Source organism: Gilvibacter sp. (genome assembly GCF_013214815.1).
Classification (GTDB): Bacteria; Bacteroidota; Bacteroidia; order Flavobacteriales; family Flavobacteriaceae; genus Gilvibacter.
On record NZ_JABSPU010000004.1, the window covers coordinates 78364 to 96518 of the forward strand.

Annotated in this window: 18 protein-coding genes; 9 read left to right on the top strand and 9 right to left on the bottom strand. The window is 43.9% G+C overall.

Going from position 1 to position 18155, the window contains the following annotated elements; genetic code table 11:
• Positions 1-11 precede the first annotated feature (11 nt).
• Genes HRT75_RS01795 through panC form a run of 3 tightly spaced genes read right to left on the bottom strand, consistent with a single transcriptional unit; the run spans position 12 to position 2216 of the window.
• Positions 12-983, bottom strand: a complete 972-nt coding sequence (locus HRT75_RS01795; protein ID WP_291182294.1) for a lysylphosphatidylglycerol synthase transmembrane domain-containing protein — start codon at positions 981-983, stop codon at positions 12-14.
• A gap of 10 nt (positions 984-993) precedes the next feature.
• A complete protein-coding gene (panD, locus tag HRT75_RS01800) occupies positions 994-1344 on the bottom strand; it encodes an aspartate 1-decarboxylase (RefSeq protein ID WP_291182295.1) in 351 nt (116 codons plus the stop codon).
• 23 nt (positions 1345-1367) lie between these two features.
• Complete coding sequence (panC, locus tag HRT75_RS01805; protein ID WP_291182296.1) at positions 1368-2216, bottom strand: pantoate--beta-alanine ligase; 849 nt, start codon at positions 2214-2216, stop codon at positions 1368-1370.
• Between the two features lie 106 nt (positions 2217-2322).
• Between panC and HRT75_RS01810 the strand changes: the two genes are divergently transcribed.
• The 6 genes from HRT75_RS01810 to HRT75_RS01835 all read left to right on the top strand — a co-directional run bounded on the left by HRT75_RS01810 (position 2323) and on the right by HRT75_RS01835 (position 9659).
• On the top strand, positions 2323-3129 hold the full coding sequence (locus HRT75_RS01810) for a glycogen/starch synthase (protein ID WP_291182297.1): 807 nt from the start codon (positions 2323-2325) through the stop codon (positions 3127-3129).
• A 4-nt stretch (positions 3130-3133) separates the two neighbouring features.
• The gene (locus tag HRT75_RS01815) at positions 3134-4720 is read left to right on the top strand and encodes a DUF4270 domain-containing protein (RefSeq protein ID WP_291182298.1); all 1587 of its coding nucleotides are present in this window, start codon (positions 3134-3136) and stop codon (positions 4718-4720) included.
• Positions 4721-4732: 12 nt separating this feature from the next.
• Complete coding sequence (gene glmS, locus HRT75_RS01820) at positions 4733-6580, top strand: glutamine--fructose-6-phosphate transaminase (isomerizing) (RefSeq protein ID WP_291182299.1); 1848 nt, start codon at positions 4733-4735, stop codon at positions 6578-6580.
• Positions 6581-6697: 117 nt separating this feature from the next.
• Entirely contained in the window at positions 6698-8203 is a 1506-nt protein-coding gene (gene atpD / locus HRT75_RS01825) for a F0F1 ATP synthase subunit beta (RefSeq protein ID WP_291182300.1), read from the top strand.
• Positions 8204-8221: 18 nt separating this feature from the next.
• Positions 8222-8500 (top strand): F0F1 ATP synthase subunit epsilon, encoded by a 279-nt coding sequence (locus HRT75_RS01830; RefSeq protein ID WP_291182301.1) that lies wholly within the window; start codon positions 8222-8224, stop codon positions 8498-8500.
• 205 nt (positions 8501-8705) lie between these two features.
• The gene (locus tag HRT75_RS01835; RefSeq protein ID WP_291182302.1) at positions 8706-9659 is read left to right on the top strand and encodes a hypothetical protein; all 954 of its coding nucleotides are present in this window, start codon (positions 8706-8708) and stop codon (positions 9657-9659) included.
• A 52-nt stretch (positions 9660-9711) separates the two neighbouring features.
• On the opposite strand, the gene HRT75_RS01840 is transcribed toward HRT75_RS01835, so the two are convergent.
• Genes HRT75_RS01840 through HRT75_RS01865 form a run of 6 tightly spaced genes read right to left on the bottom strand, consistent with a single transcriptional unit; the run spans position 9712 to position 14830 of the window.
• A complete protein-coding gene (locus HRT75_RS01840; protein WP_272831286.1) occupies positions 9712-9915 on the bottom strand; it encodes a helix-turn-helix transcriptional regulator in 204 nt (67 codons plus the stop codon).
• 2 nt (positions 9916-9917) lie between these two features.
• Positions 9918-10442, bottom strand: coding sequence for a DUF2975 domain-containing protein (locus tag HRT75_RS01845; protein WP_291182303.1), 525 nt, complete (start codon positions 10440-10442; stop codon positions 9918-9920).
• Positions 10443-10447: 5 nt separating this feature from the next.
• The gene (locus tag HRT75_RS01850; RefSeq protein WP_291182304.1) at positions 10448-10948 is read right to left on the bottom strand and encodes a DUF2975 domain-containing protein; all 501 of its coding nucleotides are present in this window, start codon (positions 10946-10948) and stop codon (positions 10448-10450) included.
• A gap of 54 nt (positions 10949-11002) precedes the next feature.
• A complete protein-coding gene (locus HRT75_RS01855; RefSeq protein ID WP_291182305.1) occupies positions 11003-11737 on the bottom strand; it encodes an MIP/aquaporin family protein in 735 nt (244 codons plus the stop codon).
• Between the two features lie 20 nt (positions 11738-11757).
• Positions 11758-13251 (bottom strand): glycerol kinase GlpK, encoded by a 1494-nt coding sequence (glpK, locus tag HRT75_RS01860; protein ID WP_291182306.1) that lies wholly within the window; start codon positions 13249-13251, stop codon positions 11758-11760.
• Between the two features lie 10 nt (positions 13252-13261).
• On the bottom strand, positions 13262-14830 hold the full coding sequence (locus tag HRT75_RS01865; RefSeq protein WP_291182307.1) for a glycerol-3-phosphate dehydrogenase/oxidase: 1569 nt from the start codon (positions 14828-14830) through the stop codon (positions 13262-13264).
• Positions 14831-14990: 160 nt separating this feature from the next.
• Here HRT75_RS01865 and HRT75_RS01870 point away from each other — a divergent pair, with 160 nt between their 5' ends.
• Genes HRT75_RS01870 through bioA form a run of 3 tightly spaced genes read left to right on the top strand, consistent with a single transcriptional unit; the run spans position 14991 to position 18042 of the window.
• Entirely contained in the window at positions 14991-16124 is a 1134-nt protein-coding gene (locus HRT75_RS01870) for an 8-amino-7-oxononanoate synthase (RefSeq protein WP_291182308.1), read from the top strand.
• Between the two features lie 35 nt (positions 16125-16159).
• Positions 16160-16777, top strand: coding sequence for a dethiobiotin synthase (gene bioD / locus HRT75_RS01875; RefSeq protein WP_291182309.1), 618 nt, complete (start codon positions 16160-16162; stop codon positions 16775-16777).
• Positions 16774-18042: an adenosylmethionine--8-amino-7-oxononanoate transaminase gene (gene bioA / locus HRT75_RS01880; protein WP_291182310.1), complete on the top strand. Its 1269-nt coding sequence runs from the start codon at positions 16774-16776 to the stop codon at positions 18040-18042. The genes bioD and bioA overlap by 4 nt, the downstream gene beginning before the upstream one ends.
• Positions 18043-18155 lie beyond the last annotated feature (113 nt).

Below are 18155 nucleotides of genomic sequence, written 5' to 3' on the forward strand. Positions count from 1 at the left end.
AAGGTAAAAAATTATTTCTTGGCATTGAATATCGGCAGCAGTAAGAAGGAAGCACCACCGATGATAATATTGAGCACAGTTTGTGAGCCCCAGATCACCCAGCCATAAGCTTCTCCTTGTTCTTGAGGTATTCCCGAAAAGGCAAACACAGCTCCAATGATGAGTGGATAGGGAAAGATGCCCAAGCCTCCATTGGTTGTAGACATGGAAAAACTACCTGCTACAAAAGCCACCATTATGGTGCCCCAAGGAGTTTCATTCATATTGGGTACGGCGAATTTGATCACCCAAAACATCAGTATGTAGAATACCCAGATCAGAAGCGTCTGAAAAATGAATGCGCTCTTATTCTTCATGTTGAGGATACTCTTGGTGCCCTCTAAAATCCCCGTCAAAAAGGTGTTGAGCCTTTGGATCCAACGGTTTTTACTGTGCTTAATGATCCTAATTCCCACGATGAGCCCAATAAAACCAAATGCAATAGCAGCTACAGCCCAAAGTGGATTTACATTTTGACTTTCAAAATAATTGAGCAGATTGCCGCTTTGTAGCCCAAAAGCAGTGGCTACAACAATGATTAAAAGGATCAGGTCTGCAACACGTTCAGAGATGATGGTGCCAAAGGCTTGTTCAAAACGCACCTTTTCATAGCGTGAAATAGTCACAGCTCTTAGGACCTCACCAGAACGAGGAATTCCCAGATTTGCCACATAGGCAACCATTACAGCCATAAAGCTATTGCCTAATCGAGGCTGGCAACCCAATGGTTCCAATAAGTATTTCCAGCGGTAGGCTCTAATAAAGTGACTGACAAAGCCCAACAATAAAGAAACCCCAATCCAAAAAGGGTCGGCCGTTTTGATGTTTTTCCAAAGCGCAGCTCGGGCATCAGGGCCCATTTTACTCAAAGAGATCCATATCAAGGCGACTCCAATTCCTATTGGAACTCCAACTTTTAGGAATTTAAGCAGGCCTTTTTTCAAACTTTAAGTGCTATTGAAGGAGGTTGTTCTCTTCGTTCGGGAAGACTAATGCCGGTTTGAACTCTTTTGCCTCTTCGATGCTCATGATGGCATAAGTGATCAGGATCAAGATATCTCCCGGAGCTACTTTACGAGCGGCAGCGCCGTTTAGAGTGATCTCTCCGCTATTGCGAGGGCCAGGAATAGCGTAGGTTTCCAAACGCTCTCCATTGTTGTTGTTTACGATCTGCACCTTCTCTCCCTGAACAATATTTGCAGCGTCCATTAAATCTTCATCTATGGTAATACTGCCTATATAGTTAAGATCAGCTCCGGTAACTTTTACCCGATGGATCTTTGATTTTACTACGTGAATTTGCATGGTGTAAAGGTATTAATTTTACCCTAGTTAAGTCCCATATTGTCAATCAACCTTACCTCTCCGGCAAAGGCAGCGACAAAAGCGCGATAGGTATTGCTTGGGTGTTTTCTGTAGGCGGTTTTTAAATTGTGAATTCCAGCGATCTCAAAATACTCTAACTCTAAAATAGGGTGGGCCGCAAAAGCAGCCTCGGCCTCGCGAACTATTGCTGGAATTGATTTTTTATCAAAGTCTTTTTGCGCCTGCTTCAGTATTTTAAAAATGAAAGGAGCAGCCTCTAATTGCTCCGGAGTCAATCTGCGATTTCTAGAGCTCATGGCCAAACCATTGTCCGCACGGTAAATGGCACAGCCGATGATATTCACCGGGAGTTTTTCTAATTCCACAAGCTTGCGAACAATCTGCAATTGTTGAAAATCCTTTTCGCCAAAATAAGCGTTTGTCGGCTCCACAGCGCGGAAGAGCAAATTCAAAACGGTGCCAACGCCGTCAAAATGTCCCGGTCGGTGACGACCTTCCATTTCTGAAGCGATAGGGCCAAAGCGATAAGCTTTAGATTGCACTTCACCTTGATAGAGCTCTGTTGCCTCTGGCGCAAAAACTACGATCTTAGGGTCAATAGCTTTCAAAAAAGCTAAATCCTGTTCAAAAGGGCGAGGATATTTTTCCAGATCAGCAGCATTGTTGAACTGGGTAGGATTGACAAAAATACTCACCACAACGCAGTCGTTTTCTGACAAAGCTTGGGCGACTAAAGAACCGTGTCCGTCGTGGAGCGCCCCCATGGATGGAACAAAACCGATCTTCCCTCCCCGCTCGCGCCACGGCGCTAGGGTTTGCGTTAAACTCGATGTAGAATTACAAAGTGCCATAGGTAGCTGCTAGAAAGCCCGCAAAATTAAGAGTTTAGCGGGAATCTGCATAAATTTTCGTAATTTTGCAAAGTTTTTGAAAAACATCACTAATTAACAATTCTGTATGAAAGATAAAAGAATCTTGTATGTGTCTTCTGAAGTAATTCCGTATTTGCCAGAGACCGAGATTTCTTCGATGTCGTTTGAAGCCCCCCGTTTAGTAAACAACAATTCAGGCCAGATTCGAATTTTTATGCCGCGTTACGGCAATATCAATGAGAGACGCCACCAATTACACGAGGTGATCCGCTTGTCCGGAATGAACCTAGTAATTAATGATATGGACATGCCATTGATCATTAAAGTAGCATCGATCCCAAAGGAACGTATGCAGGTTTACTTTATTGACAATGAAGAGTACTTCAAACGCAAGGCAACCTTTGCCGATGAAGATGGAAACCTATTCCCAGATAATGACGAACGTGCGATTTTCTTCGCGAAGGGAGTTATTGAAACCGTGAAAAAGCTCAATTGGGCTCCGGATATTATTCATGTTCACGGTTGGTTGGCTTCTTTGTTTCCGCTTTACTTGCGTCAATACTACAAAGAAGAACCACTTTTTGAGAACAGTAAGATTGTGACCTCCGTTTACAATACCGGCTTTGATGGAACGTTAGATAGTTCCATGGTTGAGAAGGTTAAGTTCGACGGAATTGAAGGTGATGCCCTGGAGGAATTAAACGAAGCCGATTACAACAGCATCATGCGCGTAGCGATTGCGCACTCAGATGCTGCAATTATTGGCTCGGAAGAAATTCCTCAGGAATTGGAAGATTATCTTAAAAAATGGGATAAGCCAGTGTTAAACTTTCACAATAAGGATTCCTTTTCCGAAGCGTATTTGGACTTTTACAACTCCAAAGTGTTATAAATTTATGAAAAGCGTATTGAAAAGCTTGAACACCTATCGCGTGTTTCTAGCGGCCTTGGTGTTAGGTGCTATCACCATTGCCTGTGACGAGGATTCAGTTACCCTTGGAGGTAATATTATTGGAGGAAATAATTTTGAGACGAGCATTTTTGAGGATACTCAGGTAGTCTCTTATACGGCTCGTACGCCACGTGTTCAAACCAATGGACTGTCTTCTTACCAATTGGGGTCTTACACAGATCCTGTTTACGGCAACACCACTTCCAATCTTTTGACCCAGCTGCAATTCAATCAGCCTGGGCCAAATTTCAATGATAATCCGGAGTTCCAAAAGGTGATTCTGTCGATTCCGTACTTCAGTACTTTAGACATTACCGCAGATGAATCCAATATTTATATATTAGATTCTGTTTACGGAGATCAACCGGTACAATTACAGATCTTCAGATCAAACTTCTTCCTTCAGGATTTTGACCCAGACTCTGGTTTTGAAGATCCACAGGATTACTTTTCAGACCAAGGGCCAACTTTTGAAAGCTTTTTGGGTGAATTGATCTATGAAGATTTAGGCTTTTTGCCTTCTCCAGAGGCAATCACCTTGGATGAGGGAGAGGATACTGAAGAGGTTATTGCTCCTGAATTCCGTGTTGAATTGCCTTTAGAGTTTTGGGAAGAGTTGATCTTAGACATGGAGGGTTCTCCAGAGCTGAGTTCAAACAATGCCTTTAAAGACTATTTTAGAGGAATGTATTTCAAGATCACTCCTCTGGGTGATGAAGGAGTTCTTTTTTACTTCGATATCACGGAAGCGTCCATGACCATTGAGTATACTTACACAGCAATTGATGTGGCAGATACTGATGAAGATGGCGATACTACAGATACCATTACAATTGAAGAAGAAATAGACTTTAACTTCCAAGGACAGACCATCAATGTTTTTGATTCTGATTACAGTCCTGCTATTGACCTGCTATTGGCTGATCAAGATACCGACAATGGAGAACCTTATCTCTACCTAAAGGGGGGTGAAGGATCTATTGGTATCGTTGAACTCTTTGGACCTGATACGGACGGAGATGGAGAGGCAGATCAGTTGACCGAGCTCAAAGCCAACGATTGGTTGATCAATGAAGCCAATTTAGAGGTGTTTGTGGATCGTGATCAAGTGCCAGGAGGCGATACAGAACCGGACAGACTCTTTTTGTACGATTTGGACAACAGAAGAGTTTTGATCGACTATGAATTGGACAACACCTTTGCCAATAATGCCAACGAATTCAAAAGTTCGCATTTAGGCCCTGTTGAGCGTGATGCCAGCGACAATGGTATCAGCTATAAATTACGCTTAACAACGCATTTAAACAATATCGTCCGTAGAGATTCTACTAACGTTAGACTCGGAATCGCTGTTGTTCAAGACGTAATTACCACTAACTTTAGAACAGTGGAAACCCCAATATCAGAAGATATTAATAGTGTGCCTGCGGGAGGGGTAAACTCTCAGCAAGGAACTATATTGCACGGTAACGCTTCTCCGGATTCGGCCAAGCGTTTGAAACTGACAATCTATTATACAGACCCCGAGTAATACCTTATAACTATGTGTGGAATTGTAGGCTACATTGGCCATCGTGATGCTTACCCAATTATACTCAACGGACTCCGACGTCTAGAATATCGCGGATATGATTCTGCAGGTATTGCACTTTATGACGGAGAAGACATTCAGCTTTGTAAAACGGCTGGAAAGGTGGATGACCTTTCTCAAAAAGCCGATGTTCATATTTCTAAAGACGGACATCTAGGTATAGGTCATACCCGTTGGGCAACCCACGGGGTCCCGAACGACACAAATTCTCACCCGCACGTTTCCAACAGTGGTGACCTGGTATTGATCCACAACGGGATCATTGAGAACTACGCCACCATTAAAAAAGAGTTAGAAACTCGCGGTTACACCTTCCAGTCGGATACCGATACAGAAGTACTGGTTAACTTGATCGAAGAGATCAAAAAACAGGAAGACGTAAAACTTGGAAAGGCAGTTCAAATTGCTTTAAACCAAGTAGTTGGGGCCTATGCTATTGCGCTATTTGACCGTAAAAAGCCCAATGAGATCATTGTGGCGAAATTGGGCTCACCTTTAGCTATTGGAATTGGTGAAGAAGAATTCTTTGTCGCAAGTGATGCCACTCCTTTCATTGAGTTTACCAACAATGCGATCTATTTAGAGGATGGTGAGTTGGCAATTATTCGTTTGGGACGAGAGGTTCGAGTAAGAAAGATCAAAAATGACAAACGTGTCGATCCTTCAATTCACGAACTAAAGCTCAATCTGGAGCAGATTGAAAAAGGCGGTTACGATCACTTTATGATCAAGGAGATCTACGAACAGCCTAATGTGATCAAGGATACTTATAGAGGTCGACTTTTGCCGGATCGCGGAATTGTGCGTCTAGGCGGATTAGAAGATCATATCCAAAAGTTCATGAACGCAGACCGTATCATTATTGTGGCCTGCGGAACCAGCTGGCATGCCGGTTTGGTAAGTGAGTATATTTTTGAAGAATGGGCGCGTATTCCAGTAGAAGTAGAATACGCCTCAGAATTTAGATACAGAAACCCGATCATCACGGAGAACGATGTGGTCATTGCCATTTCTCAATCCGGAGAAACGGCGGACACTCTAGAGGCGATCAAGTTGGCCAAGCAACGCGGTGCCTTTGTCTACGGAGTTTGTAATGTGGTTGGTTCTAGTATTTCCAGAGAAACACATAGCGGAACCTACACCCACGCCGGTCCAGAGATCGGAGTTGCCTCTACCAAGGCCTTTACTACCCAGATTACGGTACTTACGCTAATGGCTTTGCGAATTGCTCAAGAAAAGGGAGCCATGTCTCAAAGTGACTATATGATGCACCTGCGTGAGCTAGATCTGATTCCAGAGAAAGTAGCTGAAGCACTTAAAACCAACGACCATATTGAAGCGGTAGCAGCTCAGTTTAAAGATGCAGCTAACTTCTTGTATTTAGGTCGAGGATATAACTTCCCAGTGGCCCTAGAAGGTGCTCTTAAACTTAAAGAGATCTCTTACATCCACGCTGAGGGCTATCCAGCGGCAGAAATGAAGCACGGACCTATCGCCTTGATCGACGAGCAGATGCCTGTCGTGGTTATTGCGGTAAATAGCGATCACTACAAAAAGGTGGTAAGTAATATTCAAGAGATAAAAACCCGTAAAGGAAAGATCATTGCCGTGGTGACAGAAGGAGATTCCACAGTGACAGAATTGGCTGATTACGTGATGGAAGTACCTAAAACAACAGAAGCTTTGAGTCCTTTAGTGACTACAATTCCATTGCAATTATTGTCTTATCACATAGCCGTAATGCTCGGCAGAAACGTGGACCAACCACGAAACTTGGCCAAGTCGGTAACAGTAGAGTAAAAATTTCTCAAAAAAAGCGTTTAAGCCTCCCATTTTTTCGGTTAAAGAACTATCTTTGCACCGTTAAAAATGAGGGGCTTATTGGCTCTTCTAAATGAAGAAATTAAATCCGAACAAATGTCAGACGTTTCAGGTAAAGTTGTACAAATTATCGGACCTGTTGTAGACGTAGAGTTTACAGGTGGTCAGGAACTTCCAAAAATTTACGATTCTCTAGAAGTTGCCTTGGGCGGAGGAACCTTAGTGCTTGAGGTTCAATCGCATATCGGTGAGAACACAGTTCGCACCATCTCTATGGATTCTACAGACGGTTTGAGCCGTGGGGTAGATGCTAAAGTAACCGGGCAGCCGATCCAGATGCCAATCGGGGAAGATGTTTACGGACGTCTTTTCAACGTGATTGGAGATGCGATCGACGGAATCGGAAACCTTCCTAAAACAGGTGACAACGGACTTCCTATTCACCGTGAAGCACCAAAATTTGAAGATCTTTCTACTTCTACAGAAGTGCTTTTCACCGGAATTAAAGTAATTGACCTTATTGAGCCTTACGCAAAAGGTGGTAAGATTGGTCTTTTCGGTGGTGCAGGTGTAGGTAAAACAGTATTGATCCAGGAATTGATTAACAACATTGCAAAAGGACACGGTGGTCTTTCAGTATTCGCCGGTGTAGGTGAGCGTACTCGTGAAGGAAATGACTTGCTTCGTGAGATGTTGGAATCTGGAATTATCAAATACGGTGACGACTTCTTGCACTCAATGGAAGAAGGCGGATGGGATCTTTCTAAGGTTGATAAAGCTGCCATGAAAGACTCTAAAGCGACATTTGTATTCGGACAGATGAACGAACCTCCAGGAGCTCGTGCTCGTGTGGCACTTTCTGGTTTGACTATTGCTGAGTACTTCCGTGATGGTGCAGGAGATGGACAAGGAAAAGACGTACTTTTCTTCGTAGACAACATCTTCCGTTTTACACAAGCGGGATCTGAGGTATCTGCACTTCTTGGCCGTATGCCTTCTGCGGTAGGTTACCAACCAACACTGGCAACAGAGATGGGTGCTATGCAGGAGCGTATTACTTCTACTAAGAAAGGATCTATTACTTCTGTACAGGCGGTTTACGTACCTGCGGATGACCTTACTGACCCGGCTCCAGCGACAACCTTTGCTCACTTGGATGCGACAACAGTATTGTCTCGTAAAATTGCTGAGCTTGGTATCTACCCAGCGGTAGATCCACTAGATTCTACTTCTCGTATCCTTACTGCTGACATTTTAGGAGACGAGCACTACAACTGTGCACAGCGTGTAAAAGAGTTGTTGCAACGTTATAAAGAGCTTCAAGATATCATCGCGATTCTTGGTATGGAAGAACTTTCTGAAGAGGATAAAATGGCCGTAGGACGTGCACGTCGTGTACAACGTTTCCTATCTCAGCCTTTCCACGTAGCAGAGCAGTTTACCGGTATCCCAGGAGTACTTGTAGATATCAAAGAAACAATCAAAGGATTTAACATGATTATGGACGGTGAACTAGATCACCTTCCAGAAGCAGCATTCAACTTGAAAGGATCAATTGAAGAAGCAATTGAAGCTGGAGAGAAAATGTTAGCGGAAGCTTAATCACCAAATAGATAAGACATGCATTTAGAAATCGTAACTCCAGAAGCAACACTATTTAGCGGCGAGGTAACCTCTGTTGCTGTACCAGGTGTGCAAGGAGAATTCCAAATGCTGAACAATCACGCAGCCACTGTCTCTTTACTAGGGCCTGGAACCGTAAAGGTTTGGGGAGATGTGAAGTTAGAGGAAGAGGTAGCCGATAAATTTACTCAAGGTAAAGACGGCATCACTCGTTTGGAGATCACCTCTGGAACTGTGGAGATGAGTGACAATAAAGTGATTGTCTTGGCAGATTAAGTTCTACAAATCATTAAAGAAAAAAGCCTTTCCATACCGGAAAGGCTTTTTTTATTCCCAAAAACAGGTAGAAACCCCCTGTTTTGACTTTAGTCAGTAACCGACATTTACAGTCGATCACTAAAACCTTGATCATTAAGGAAGTAGTGATAAGAATCTCACGAAAACTACTGCACAGGTCTTTGACTTGTGAAAAACTAAAGGAATGAAAAAACTACTTTACGCAGCTGCGCTGATCGTTTTGGCAGGCTGTACCTCGGACAACACCAATGAAAGTGAACAAGTATTGACAACAGCAGATAAAGTGGCCATTGTCATGGAAATGGAGCCCGACCCCGCTTTTGATACCTCCAATAGCGGATTGTTTAAAGGAATTATTGCCAGTTATGATCTTAAAACCAAAGGAACTTTAGCTATCAACACCACGGAGAAAGGTGGATATCTGGCAGCTGCCAAATTCCACAAGGTCACCGATGGGATGGAAAGCGTAGTGCTTTTTGAAGGAAACCAAGATAGTAGTGATCCCGACCGACTCTATTTTACCTCAGAACGCGGTTCTTTTGAAGTACTCCTCAATGATGAAAAGCGCTTGGTTGTTGAACATTTTGAGTTCGATGAGACCGACGCGTATTTAGTTGCTTACAAACGCAGCCGTGGTACGGACGTCTCTTTGGCCATGGGAACCTTTGATGACGATTACGGTACTCCAGGAGGTTTTGAAGGTAATTGGGACGCCATCCACCGCGGAAGCATCTATACTTCCCCAGCAGGAGAACATTCAACTTTCGCTACCAATCTACTTATGGTCGATGAAATAGTGATCTCTCAAGGAGGGAATATGTATATCAATCAAGACGGAATACAAAACGATGATCCTTTTGATGAGCCTTGCTTTTACGAGGCCTCTCCAGGAGTTCCAGAGAACTTTCCACACGTTTGGTTCTACGACACCTCAGGTTACCGTGAATTCATTGGATACAACCAGACCACTACTTTTGCATCACGCGTAGCAACTTGGTCTTTAGCATATTATTTCTTTGGAGGCGAGTTCATTTACGACACGCCTACTTGCGGAACGTCAGCAGCCGCTGGTTTCGGAACTTTTAGTTGGGATGGAAACAACGGACAACTCCGTGTAGACACCCTAACTGATCTTTAGTAATTTCAAACTGTTCTAATTTTAAAAGCCCCCAGTAGCTTGGGGGCTTTTTTTATTTTTCATAGTGGAGCAGATCTCCCGGTTGGCATTCCAATTCTTCGCAAATGGCCATAAGCGTGGAGAACCGTATGGCTTTGGCCTTTCCAGAGCGTAGAATGGACAAGTTGGCCTGGGTAATTCCCACGCGCTCTGCGAGCTCTTTACTGGTCATGTTTCGCTCGGCCAACAATTTATCTAAGGCTATGATTATAGGCACGCTTATATGGTTAAGTCGTTTTCGTCCTTCAAGGTTTGCGCTTGTTTAAACAGTTCTGCAAGTATAAAGAATCCTAAAGCAGCAGGTATTAAATAGGTGAGTTCAGTTTTGAACAACTGTATGAATGAAAGGTCGTTTTTTAGCGTAAAAGCACTTATGCCTTGCACCACCACTAAACCGATAGTATAGCTTATAAAAGCGTTTCCAACCTTTTTAAAACTATCGCTCACTTTAGTGCCGTAGTAGTTTCCTTTTTCAATCTCCCTAAGTATGGTGAGAAAGTGCGTGAACGCATAGATCAGAAGACCTCTTATTACAAACATTGCTAAGGTTAGTGAGTAATAGGCCCACTCCATAAAGTTTTCTTTAAAACTGATAGGCTTATCGGGATTGGCTGTTGCCGCCCAATCTTGAAACTCGGTGAATCGATTCAGCCTGAATTCGTTGATGTCATTCAATAAAATGCTGGCTGCACTCACTATCAGCACCCAGGTTATTATTTGTAGGGTTTGTACGTTTGATTTCATAGCCACTAAACGGTTAATTCGTTTTCTTCCTTCAACAGTCTGGCCCGATCAAAAACCTCACTCAGAACCAAGAAAAATGCACCTATACCCCCGTAAATCAACAGATCATTAGGGGTTAGACTTACGGTGATCTTTTTGAAACTCCAATAATTGATCAGAAATTTAGTAATGAACATCAGTATTCCCGCCGTGATAACCAACTTGCCAATACGCAATAAATGACCAATAACTACTTGGTTGAATAATTGCAGTTTTTTAAACTCCAGCAAGACCTTACGGAAGAGGTATAGACTGTATATGAAAAGTCCGTAGGTAATAAAGCTTAAGCAGAGGCCGACTACCAATTGAAAGCCGTTCAGATCGATCATTCCCCCATAGAGTGTGCTGGTAAAGGGTTGATCAGTCCAACTCATATAGATCACAAATCCAAGGAAGATCAATAGAGCAGGAATAGAGAGATACCAAATGATATCTACTATAGTCTTAAGAAGGTTTAATCGCTTCATAATTATTGTTTTTCGATAACAAATATACCAAAATTATCGAAAAACAATAATAAACTACAACATCGCCATATATAAAAAAGCGGCAAGTGCTCCTCCAATCAGCGGCCCAATTACAGGAATCCAGGCATAATTCCAACCGGAATCACCTTTTCCTTTTAGCGGTAAAATGGCATGCATTATGCGTGGTCCGAGATCTCTTGCAGGGTTGATGGCATAGCCCGTAGGTCCTCCTAGACTAATACCGACTGCCCACACTATAAAGGCAACTGGAATTGCTCCTAGGGACCCCAATCCAATAATACCTTCTTGTTCGCCTACCGTTAGATCTGGTTCGACAATATAGAAGACGGCAAAAACCAATACGAAGGTTCCTAAGATCTCTGTCATCAGGTTTCTAAATGTATTTGGAATAGCTGGGGTATTGCAAAATGTGGCGTGAATACTCGCCGGATCCTCTGTGGCGTCATAATGGTCCTTGTGAGTTACCCAAAGAGCCACCATCGCCGCCATAGCGCCAATGAACTGCGCCCCGATATACATGGGAACCTGCGACCATTCAAACAGTCCGGCTATAGCCAAAGAAATAGTCACGGCGGGATTGATGTGGGCCCCGCTGTAAGGTCCTGCAATAAGCACAGCCACATAAACGGCCATAGCCCATCCCGTTGTGATCACGATCCATCCAGAATCATGTCCTTTGGTGCCTTTAAGCACCACATTACAAACCACACCATTACCGAGTACCATCAAGATAAAGGTGCCTATGATTTCTGCAATAAAAGGAGTCATATTGATAAGTTGTTAGTTGGTTATTCTATCCAGTTTGCAGCGCGTTTTACTGCTTTATGCCAGGTTTCTAAATAGCCTGCTGCTCGCTCAGGATCCATGGCTGGCTCAAAGTTGCGATCCACTTTCCATTGTGATTTAAGCGATTCCAGATCTGGCCAAAATTCTACAGCCAATCCAGCCAAATAAGCCGCTCCGAGCGCTGTGATCTCTATGAGTTTGGGTCGCACTACAGGGAACCCAAAGATATCGGCTTGGAATTGCATCATGAGATTATTGGCTGTGGCGCCTCCATCTACTCGGAGTTCGGCTCCAGCAACACCAGAATCTGCTTCCATCGCCTTTACGATGTCGTATACCTGATAAGCAATTCCCTCTAAGGTTGCCCGTGCGATATGCGCCTGTGTGCTTCCTCGCGTAAGTCCGACAATAGCTCCACGAGCATATGGATCCCAATGCGGCGCACCAAGTCCGGTTAAGGCTGGGACAAAGTAAACTCCGCCATTGTCATCTACAATGCTGGCTAGGGCTTCAACTTCCTTGGCGTCGTCTATTATTTTAAGACCATCTCTGATCCATTGAACCGCGGCTCCACCCACAAAAATACTTCCTTCTAAGGCATAGGAGACTTGATCGTCTATTTGCCAGGCGATGGTGGTTAAAAGATTGTTTTTGGAATAAACGGGTTTGTCTCCCGTATTCATCAGCAGGAAACAACCTGTGCCGTAGGTGTTCTTTACCATTCCTTCCTCCGTACACAACTGACCAAAAAGCGCTGCTTGTTGGTCACCGGCAATGCCCGCAATAGGTACGGTACCTCCTAAAATGTCGCTGGCAGTTACTCCATAGACCTCACTGCTGGATTTCACCTGAGGCAAAACGGTGCGCGGAATATCTAATAATTTGAGCAATTCCTTGTCCCAATCTAAGGTGTGGATATTGAAGAGCATGGTTCTGCTCGCATTACTCACATCGGTTACAAAACTCTTTCCGTTGGTAAGTTTCCAAATGAGCCAAGTGTCGATGGTTCCAAAACACAGATTACCTTGCTTGGCCTTTTCACGAGCCCCTTCCACATGATCCAAGATCCACTTGAGTTTGGTTCCTGAAAAGTAAGCGTCTATGATCAGGCCGGTTTTCTCTTTAATGTTTTCTACATGACCTTCTGCTTTGAGTTGATCACAGTATTTAGCCGTGCGGCGATCTTGCCAAACAATTGCATTGTAGATAGGTACGCCTGTTTCTCGATCCCAGACCACAGTGGTCTCACGCTGATTGGTAATGCCGATTCCTGCAACGGCTTCTGAGGTCACTTGCGCCGATTTAAACGCTTGACGCACGGCATAGAGCTGAGATTCCCAGATCTCCAAAGGATCGTGCTCCACCCATCCCGGTTCTGGAAATATCTGCTGAAAATCCTTTTGACCCACTCCTGCGTTGTTTCCAGAATGGTCAAAGAGAATAGCTCTTGAAGAGGTGGTTCCTTGGTCTAGCGATAGGATGTATTTTTTACTCATACTCTGCGATTTAGTCTAGCAAATACTGATTTGCCAATTTATTGAAAGATTCGAGCTGTGCCTGCTCCCATTCAGAGTCTTTTTGCAGCTCTTTGGCCAAAATTTCTGCCACCTTTGGAGCGGCCTCAATTGCTGCTCGGGCATCTAAAAATAGCAAACGAACGCGTCTGGCCAAAACGTCTTCAACACTGCGGGCCATTTCTTGGCGAACCGCCCAAACCACTTGTCCCAAAGTATAGGCGAATTTGGGGTGTAAAAGTTCCTTGTAATGCTCATCATCTGCTTCAAAACTTTTGTAGGCTTGTAAATCACCGCCGTACATTTTAAAATGAGCAGGAATGTTTGGATCCTGGGCGTCAATATTGCCTCGAATGGCAAGTTCTTTGGTTTTTGACGGATTTTGCTGAAAGCCGTAATCGGTAATTATGGTATCGATCACATCTTCTGCCATTTTTCTGTAAGTGGTCCATTTTCCACCTACAATCGTGACCACGCCTTGTTCACTGAGGATTTTATGAGAGCGCGATACTTCTTTAGTATTGGTTTCGTCTTTTTTGGGTTTGGCCAAAGGTCTAAGTCCAACAAACACAGATCTTACTTCTTCACGCGTCGGAACCTTGGTCAGGTACTGGCCAATAGTATTTAAGATGAATTCAATCTCTGATTCCAAAGCTACTGGCTCTATTTTCGGCTTCTTGATCAAAGTATCTGTAGTTCCGGCAAGCACTTTTCCATTCCAAGGAATGATGAACAGCACGCGCCCGTCAGAGGTTTTAGGGATCATCAGTGCCGTTTCGCTTTGAAGAAATTCTGCATCGAGTACTAAATGAACTCCTTGACTGGGTACTACAGTTTTTTTGTGGCTTGCATCCTTCAGCTTTAAAACCTTGTCTGTAAAGATTCCAGCGGCGTTGACCACCACCTTTGCATGGACTGTGTATTCCAATTCAGTTTCCATGTCCTTTACAACAACCCCAGTTGCATTTCCTTCCGCATCGCTCAATAAATTCACGACACGCATATGATTCATGACCAAAGCACCTTGGTCGCTAGCAGTTTGTGCGAGGTTAACGGCAAGTCGCGCGTCATCAAATTGACCATCGTAATAGGAAACTCCTTTTTGTAGCCCTTTGGTTTTTAGCGTCGGAAGGGCCGCAATGGTCTTCTTCTTGGAGATCAAAGTAGATTTTCCCAGACTGAATTTTTGAGCCAAGAGATCATAGAGTTTAAGACCGATGGTATAATAGTAGCCTCCCCACCAGGTGTAATTAGGGATGATGAATTCTTGCCGTTTAAAAAGGTGTCCTGCGTTTTTTTCCAGAAGACCGCGTTCCAAGAGGGCCTCCTTCACCATTTTGACATCTCCTTGTTGCAAGTATCGAACGCCTCCGTGAACCAATTTTGTGCTTTTACTGGAAGTTCCTTTAGCAAAATCATGCCATTCAAAAAGCGCAGTATTGAGACCTCTACTGGCGGCGTCTACAGCGATTCCGAGGCCACTGGCGCCTCCGCCAACAATAATTATATCAAATACTTGGTCTCTGGCCAGAGTGGCCAATTGTGATTTTCTGGTCTTCAATGGTTGGATTCGATGTTCTTTCTAAAAATACCAAATTATATCAGCAATAGAAAGGGAGCTAAGACTTGAGATTAAAAAATTGTTAGCAATTCACGGGTTCAGTACAAATCGAGCAGTCAAATAATTTTAAGCCCTTAAAATCTCTTGTATTTTTGTGCTGATGAGCAACTTGCCTGAAAAACTGAAAAAGCGACTTTTGGCGCGACAAGCTAGCGACTCTTTGCGTACGCTAAAGACCTACAGCGCGCAATGTGATTTTTCATCCAACGATTATTTGGGCATGGGGCGTTTACAGTTTGAGTCTAAAGAAGTTTTTACCTCTGCTGGAGCCGGAGGTTCGCGTTTGCTCACGGGCAATCACGACGCGTATGGAGCGTTAGAAGCAAGCCTGTACGATTTTCACCAACAAGAGGCTGCATTGGTTTTTAACAGCGGTTATGATGCAAATTTAGGTTTGATAGCTGCGGTTGGCTTACGAGGAGATCTCATCCTTTACGATGCTTTAGCCCATGCATCTATCCGTGATGGAATACAGCTTGCTCAAGCAAGAGCAATAAAGTTTCGTCATAATGATTTGGAGCACCTAGAACAACTTTTGGCTACTTATATGCCTGAAGAAGCTAGTTGCTATGTCATTACGGAGTCTGTCTTCTCTATGGATGGGGATAGTCCAGATCTAGAGGCCATGGTGGAGCTTTGTGAAGCTTATAAAGCACATTTAATTGTTGATGAGGCCCATGCTCTTGGTGTTTTTGGAACGCGCGGTGTTGGTTTGGTTCAGGACTTGGGATTGCAAGATAGATTGTTTGCGCGGGTAGTGACTTTTGGCAAAGCCTTGGGTTACCACGGAGCTGCTGTTTTGGGAAGTGAGGAGCTTAAGTCCTACTTAGTCAATTTTGCACGGCCGCTCATCTATTCTACGGCCTTGGCTCCTAAACACCTGGCGACACTAGAATTGAGGTATCAATGGCTGTCAGAATCCGAAGAGAGTCTTCAAGCAATTCAAAAGTTACATCGTAATATTGCGTTATTACGATTATATGTTAAAGAATATAAGCTTTCGGATCATTTTATACCTTCAGAATCCGCCATTCACACGGTAGTGATTCCAGGAAATTCACAGGTCAAGGCCATAGCAAAGCAGTTGTCAGAACTCGGCTTTGGCGTGTTGCCCATTTTGGCTCCAACGGTACCGGAAGGTTCGGAGCGCATCCGAATCTGTTTGCATAGTTATAATACAGAAGCAGAAATCAAGAGTTTGGTTAAATACTTGGTGAGCTTTCTACAAGAATGATTTAAATTCTCTTAAGCCTTACGTATTTTTGTGCCATGCAAAGGATTTTTGTCAGTGGTATTGGAACCGATGTTGGAAAGACTGTGGTCGCTGCGGTGCTCACGGAAGCATTGCAAGCGGATTATTGGAAACCTGTTCAAGCAGGTGATCTTCATAATTCCGATACACACAAAGTACAACGCTTGATCAGCAATGACAAAACAGTCTTTCATCCGTCTGCTTATGCTTTGCAGACACCAATGAGTCCGCACGGAGCTGCGGCTATTGATGGTATTGAGATTGACCCAGAAAAGATCATCCGCCCAAAGACGAAGAACCACTTGGTCATTGAAGGAGCCGGAGGCTTGTTGGTTCCGCTTAATGATAAGGATACCGTTATTGACATTGCTCAAGCCGATGATCATATAATCCTAGTTTCCCGACACTATTTGGGCAGTATCAATCATAGTTTGCTCAGCTTAGAATTACTAAAAGCTCGCGGGTTTAAAAAGGTTAGTTTGATCTTTAGCGGAGATGAGCATCCGACTACAGAGAGTATCATTACCACCATGCATCCAGAGGTGCCTGTTATTGGTCGTATTGATGACGAACCTTATATTGATCAGCGCGTTGTTGCCTACTATGCCGATAAGTTTAAATCTGAGCTGAAATGAGTCTTTCCAAACGCGATGCAAAACACCTTTGGCACCCGCTAACGCAGCATAAAGTTGCGGGTGAGGCCTTTCCAATTGCACGCGCAAACGGAGTTTATCTTTGGGATGAACAGGGCAATTCTTATATCGACGCGATTTCCAGCTGGTACATCAGTATGTATGGGCATTGCAATCCCATGATCACTTCTCGAGTTGCGGAGCAAATGCTGCGTATGGATCAGATTGTCTTTAGCGGATTCACGCATGAAACTGCGGTGGAGATGTCTGAAAAACTCATGGAGCTGCTCCCAGACAATCAGCAAAAGATCTTCTTCTCAGACAACGGCTCTACCAGCATAGAGGTAGCCGTTAAAATGGCTTTGCAGTATCATTTCAATCAGGCTGAAAAGCGTGATCTACTGGTTGCTTTTGAGAACGGATTTCACGGAGATACCTTTGGAGCCATGTCTGTTTCGGGTTTAGACGTTTACAACGGTCCTTTTAGTGATTTTTCCTTGGAGGTGATCCGTATTCCAGTGCCTAATGGATTGAACAACAAAGAGGTTCTTGAACTGCTTGAAACTAATTTGGCAACCGGACGCGTGGCTGCTTTTGTCTTTGAACCCTTGGTCCAAGGAGCGGCTGCGATGCAGCTAAATGATCCAGCAGGTCTGTCTGCTTTAATTGAAGCTTGCCATAAAGCGGGAACTTTGTGTATTGCTGATGAGGTCATGACCGGATTTGGCAAGACGGGAACGCACTTTGCTAGTCAGCAGCTAAGTCATTTGCCAGACATCATGTGTTTGAGTAAAGCGCTTACTGCCGGACTTTTACCCATGGGACTCACCACTTGTTCCCAAAAGATATACGACGCCTTTTATAGTGATCAACTAGCTGATGGCTTCTTTCACGGGCATACTTATTCCGCTAATCCGCTGGCCTGTGCTGCGGCAATCGCAGCTATGGAGTTGTTGGTTTCTGATGAGATTCAGCAAAATATCCAAAGGGTCATTGCATCGCATGCTGAATTCGATAAAGGTATTCGAGAGCATGAAGCGGTCTCGCAAACACGTCAATGCGGAGTGATCTACGCTTTAGATCTTAAAAAAGAGATTCCACGTTATGGCCCCGAGCGCGATGCGGTGTTAAAGTTCTTTATGGATCGCGGCGTTTACTTACGACCTTTGGGCAATACTATATACATAGTGCCGCCTTTTGTGATCAAAAAGGAAGAACTAGATAAGGTTTATACGGTGATAGAAGAGGCTTTAGTCGTCTTCGGCTAGCAGCAACCTATTGTTGATCAGATCATAAACCTCTTCAGACCCTGAGACTTTAAAACGAATGTAGGTATAGGTCCAAGAATCTCCAGATTTTTTACCCCAAACCAAGATCTCTC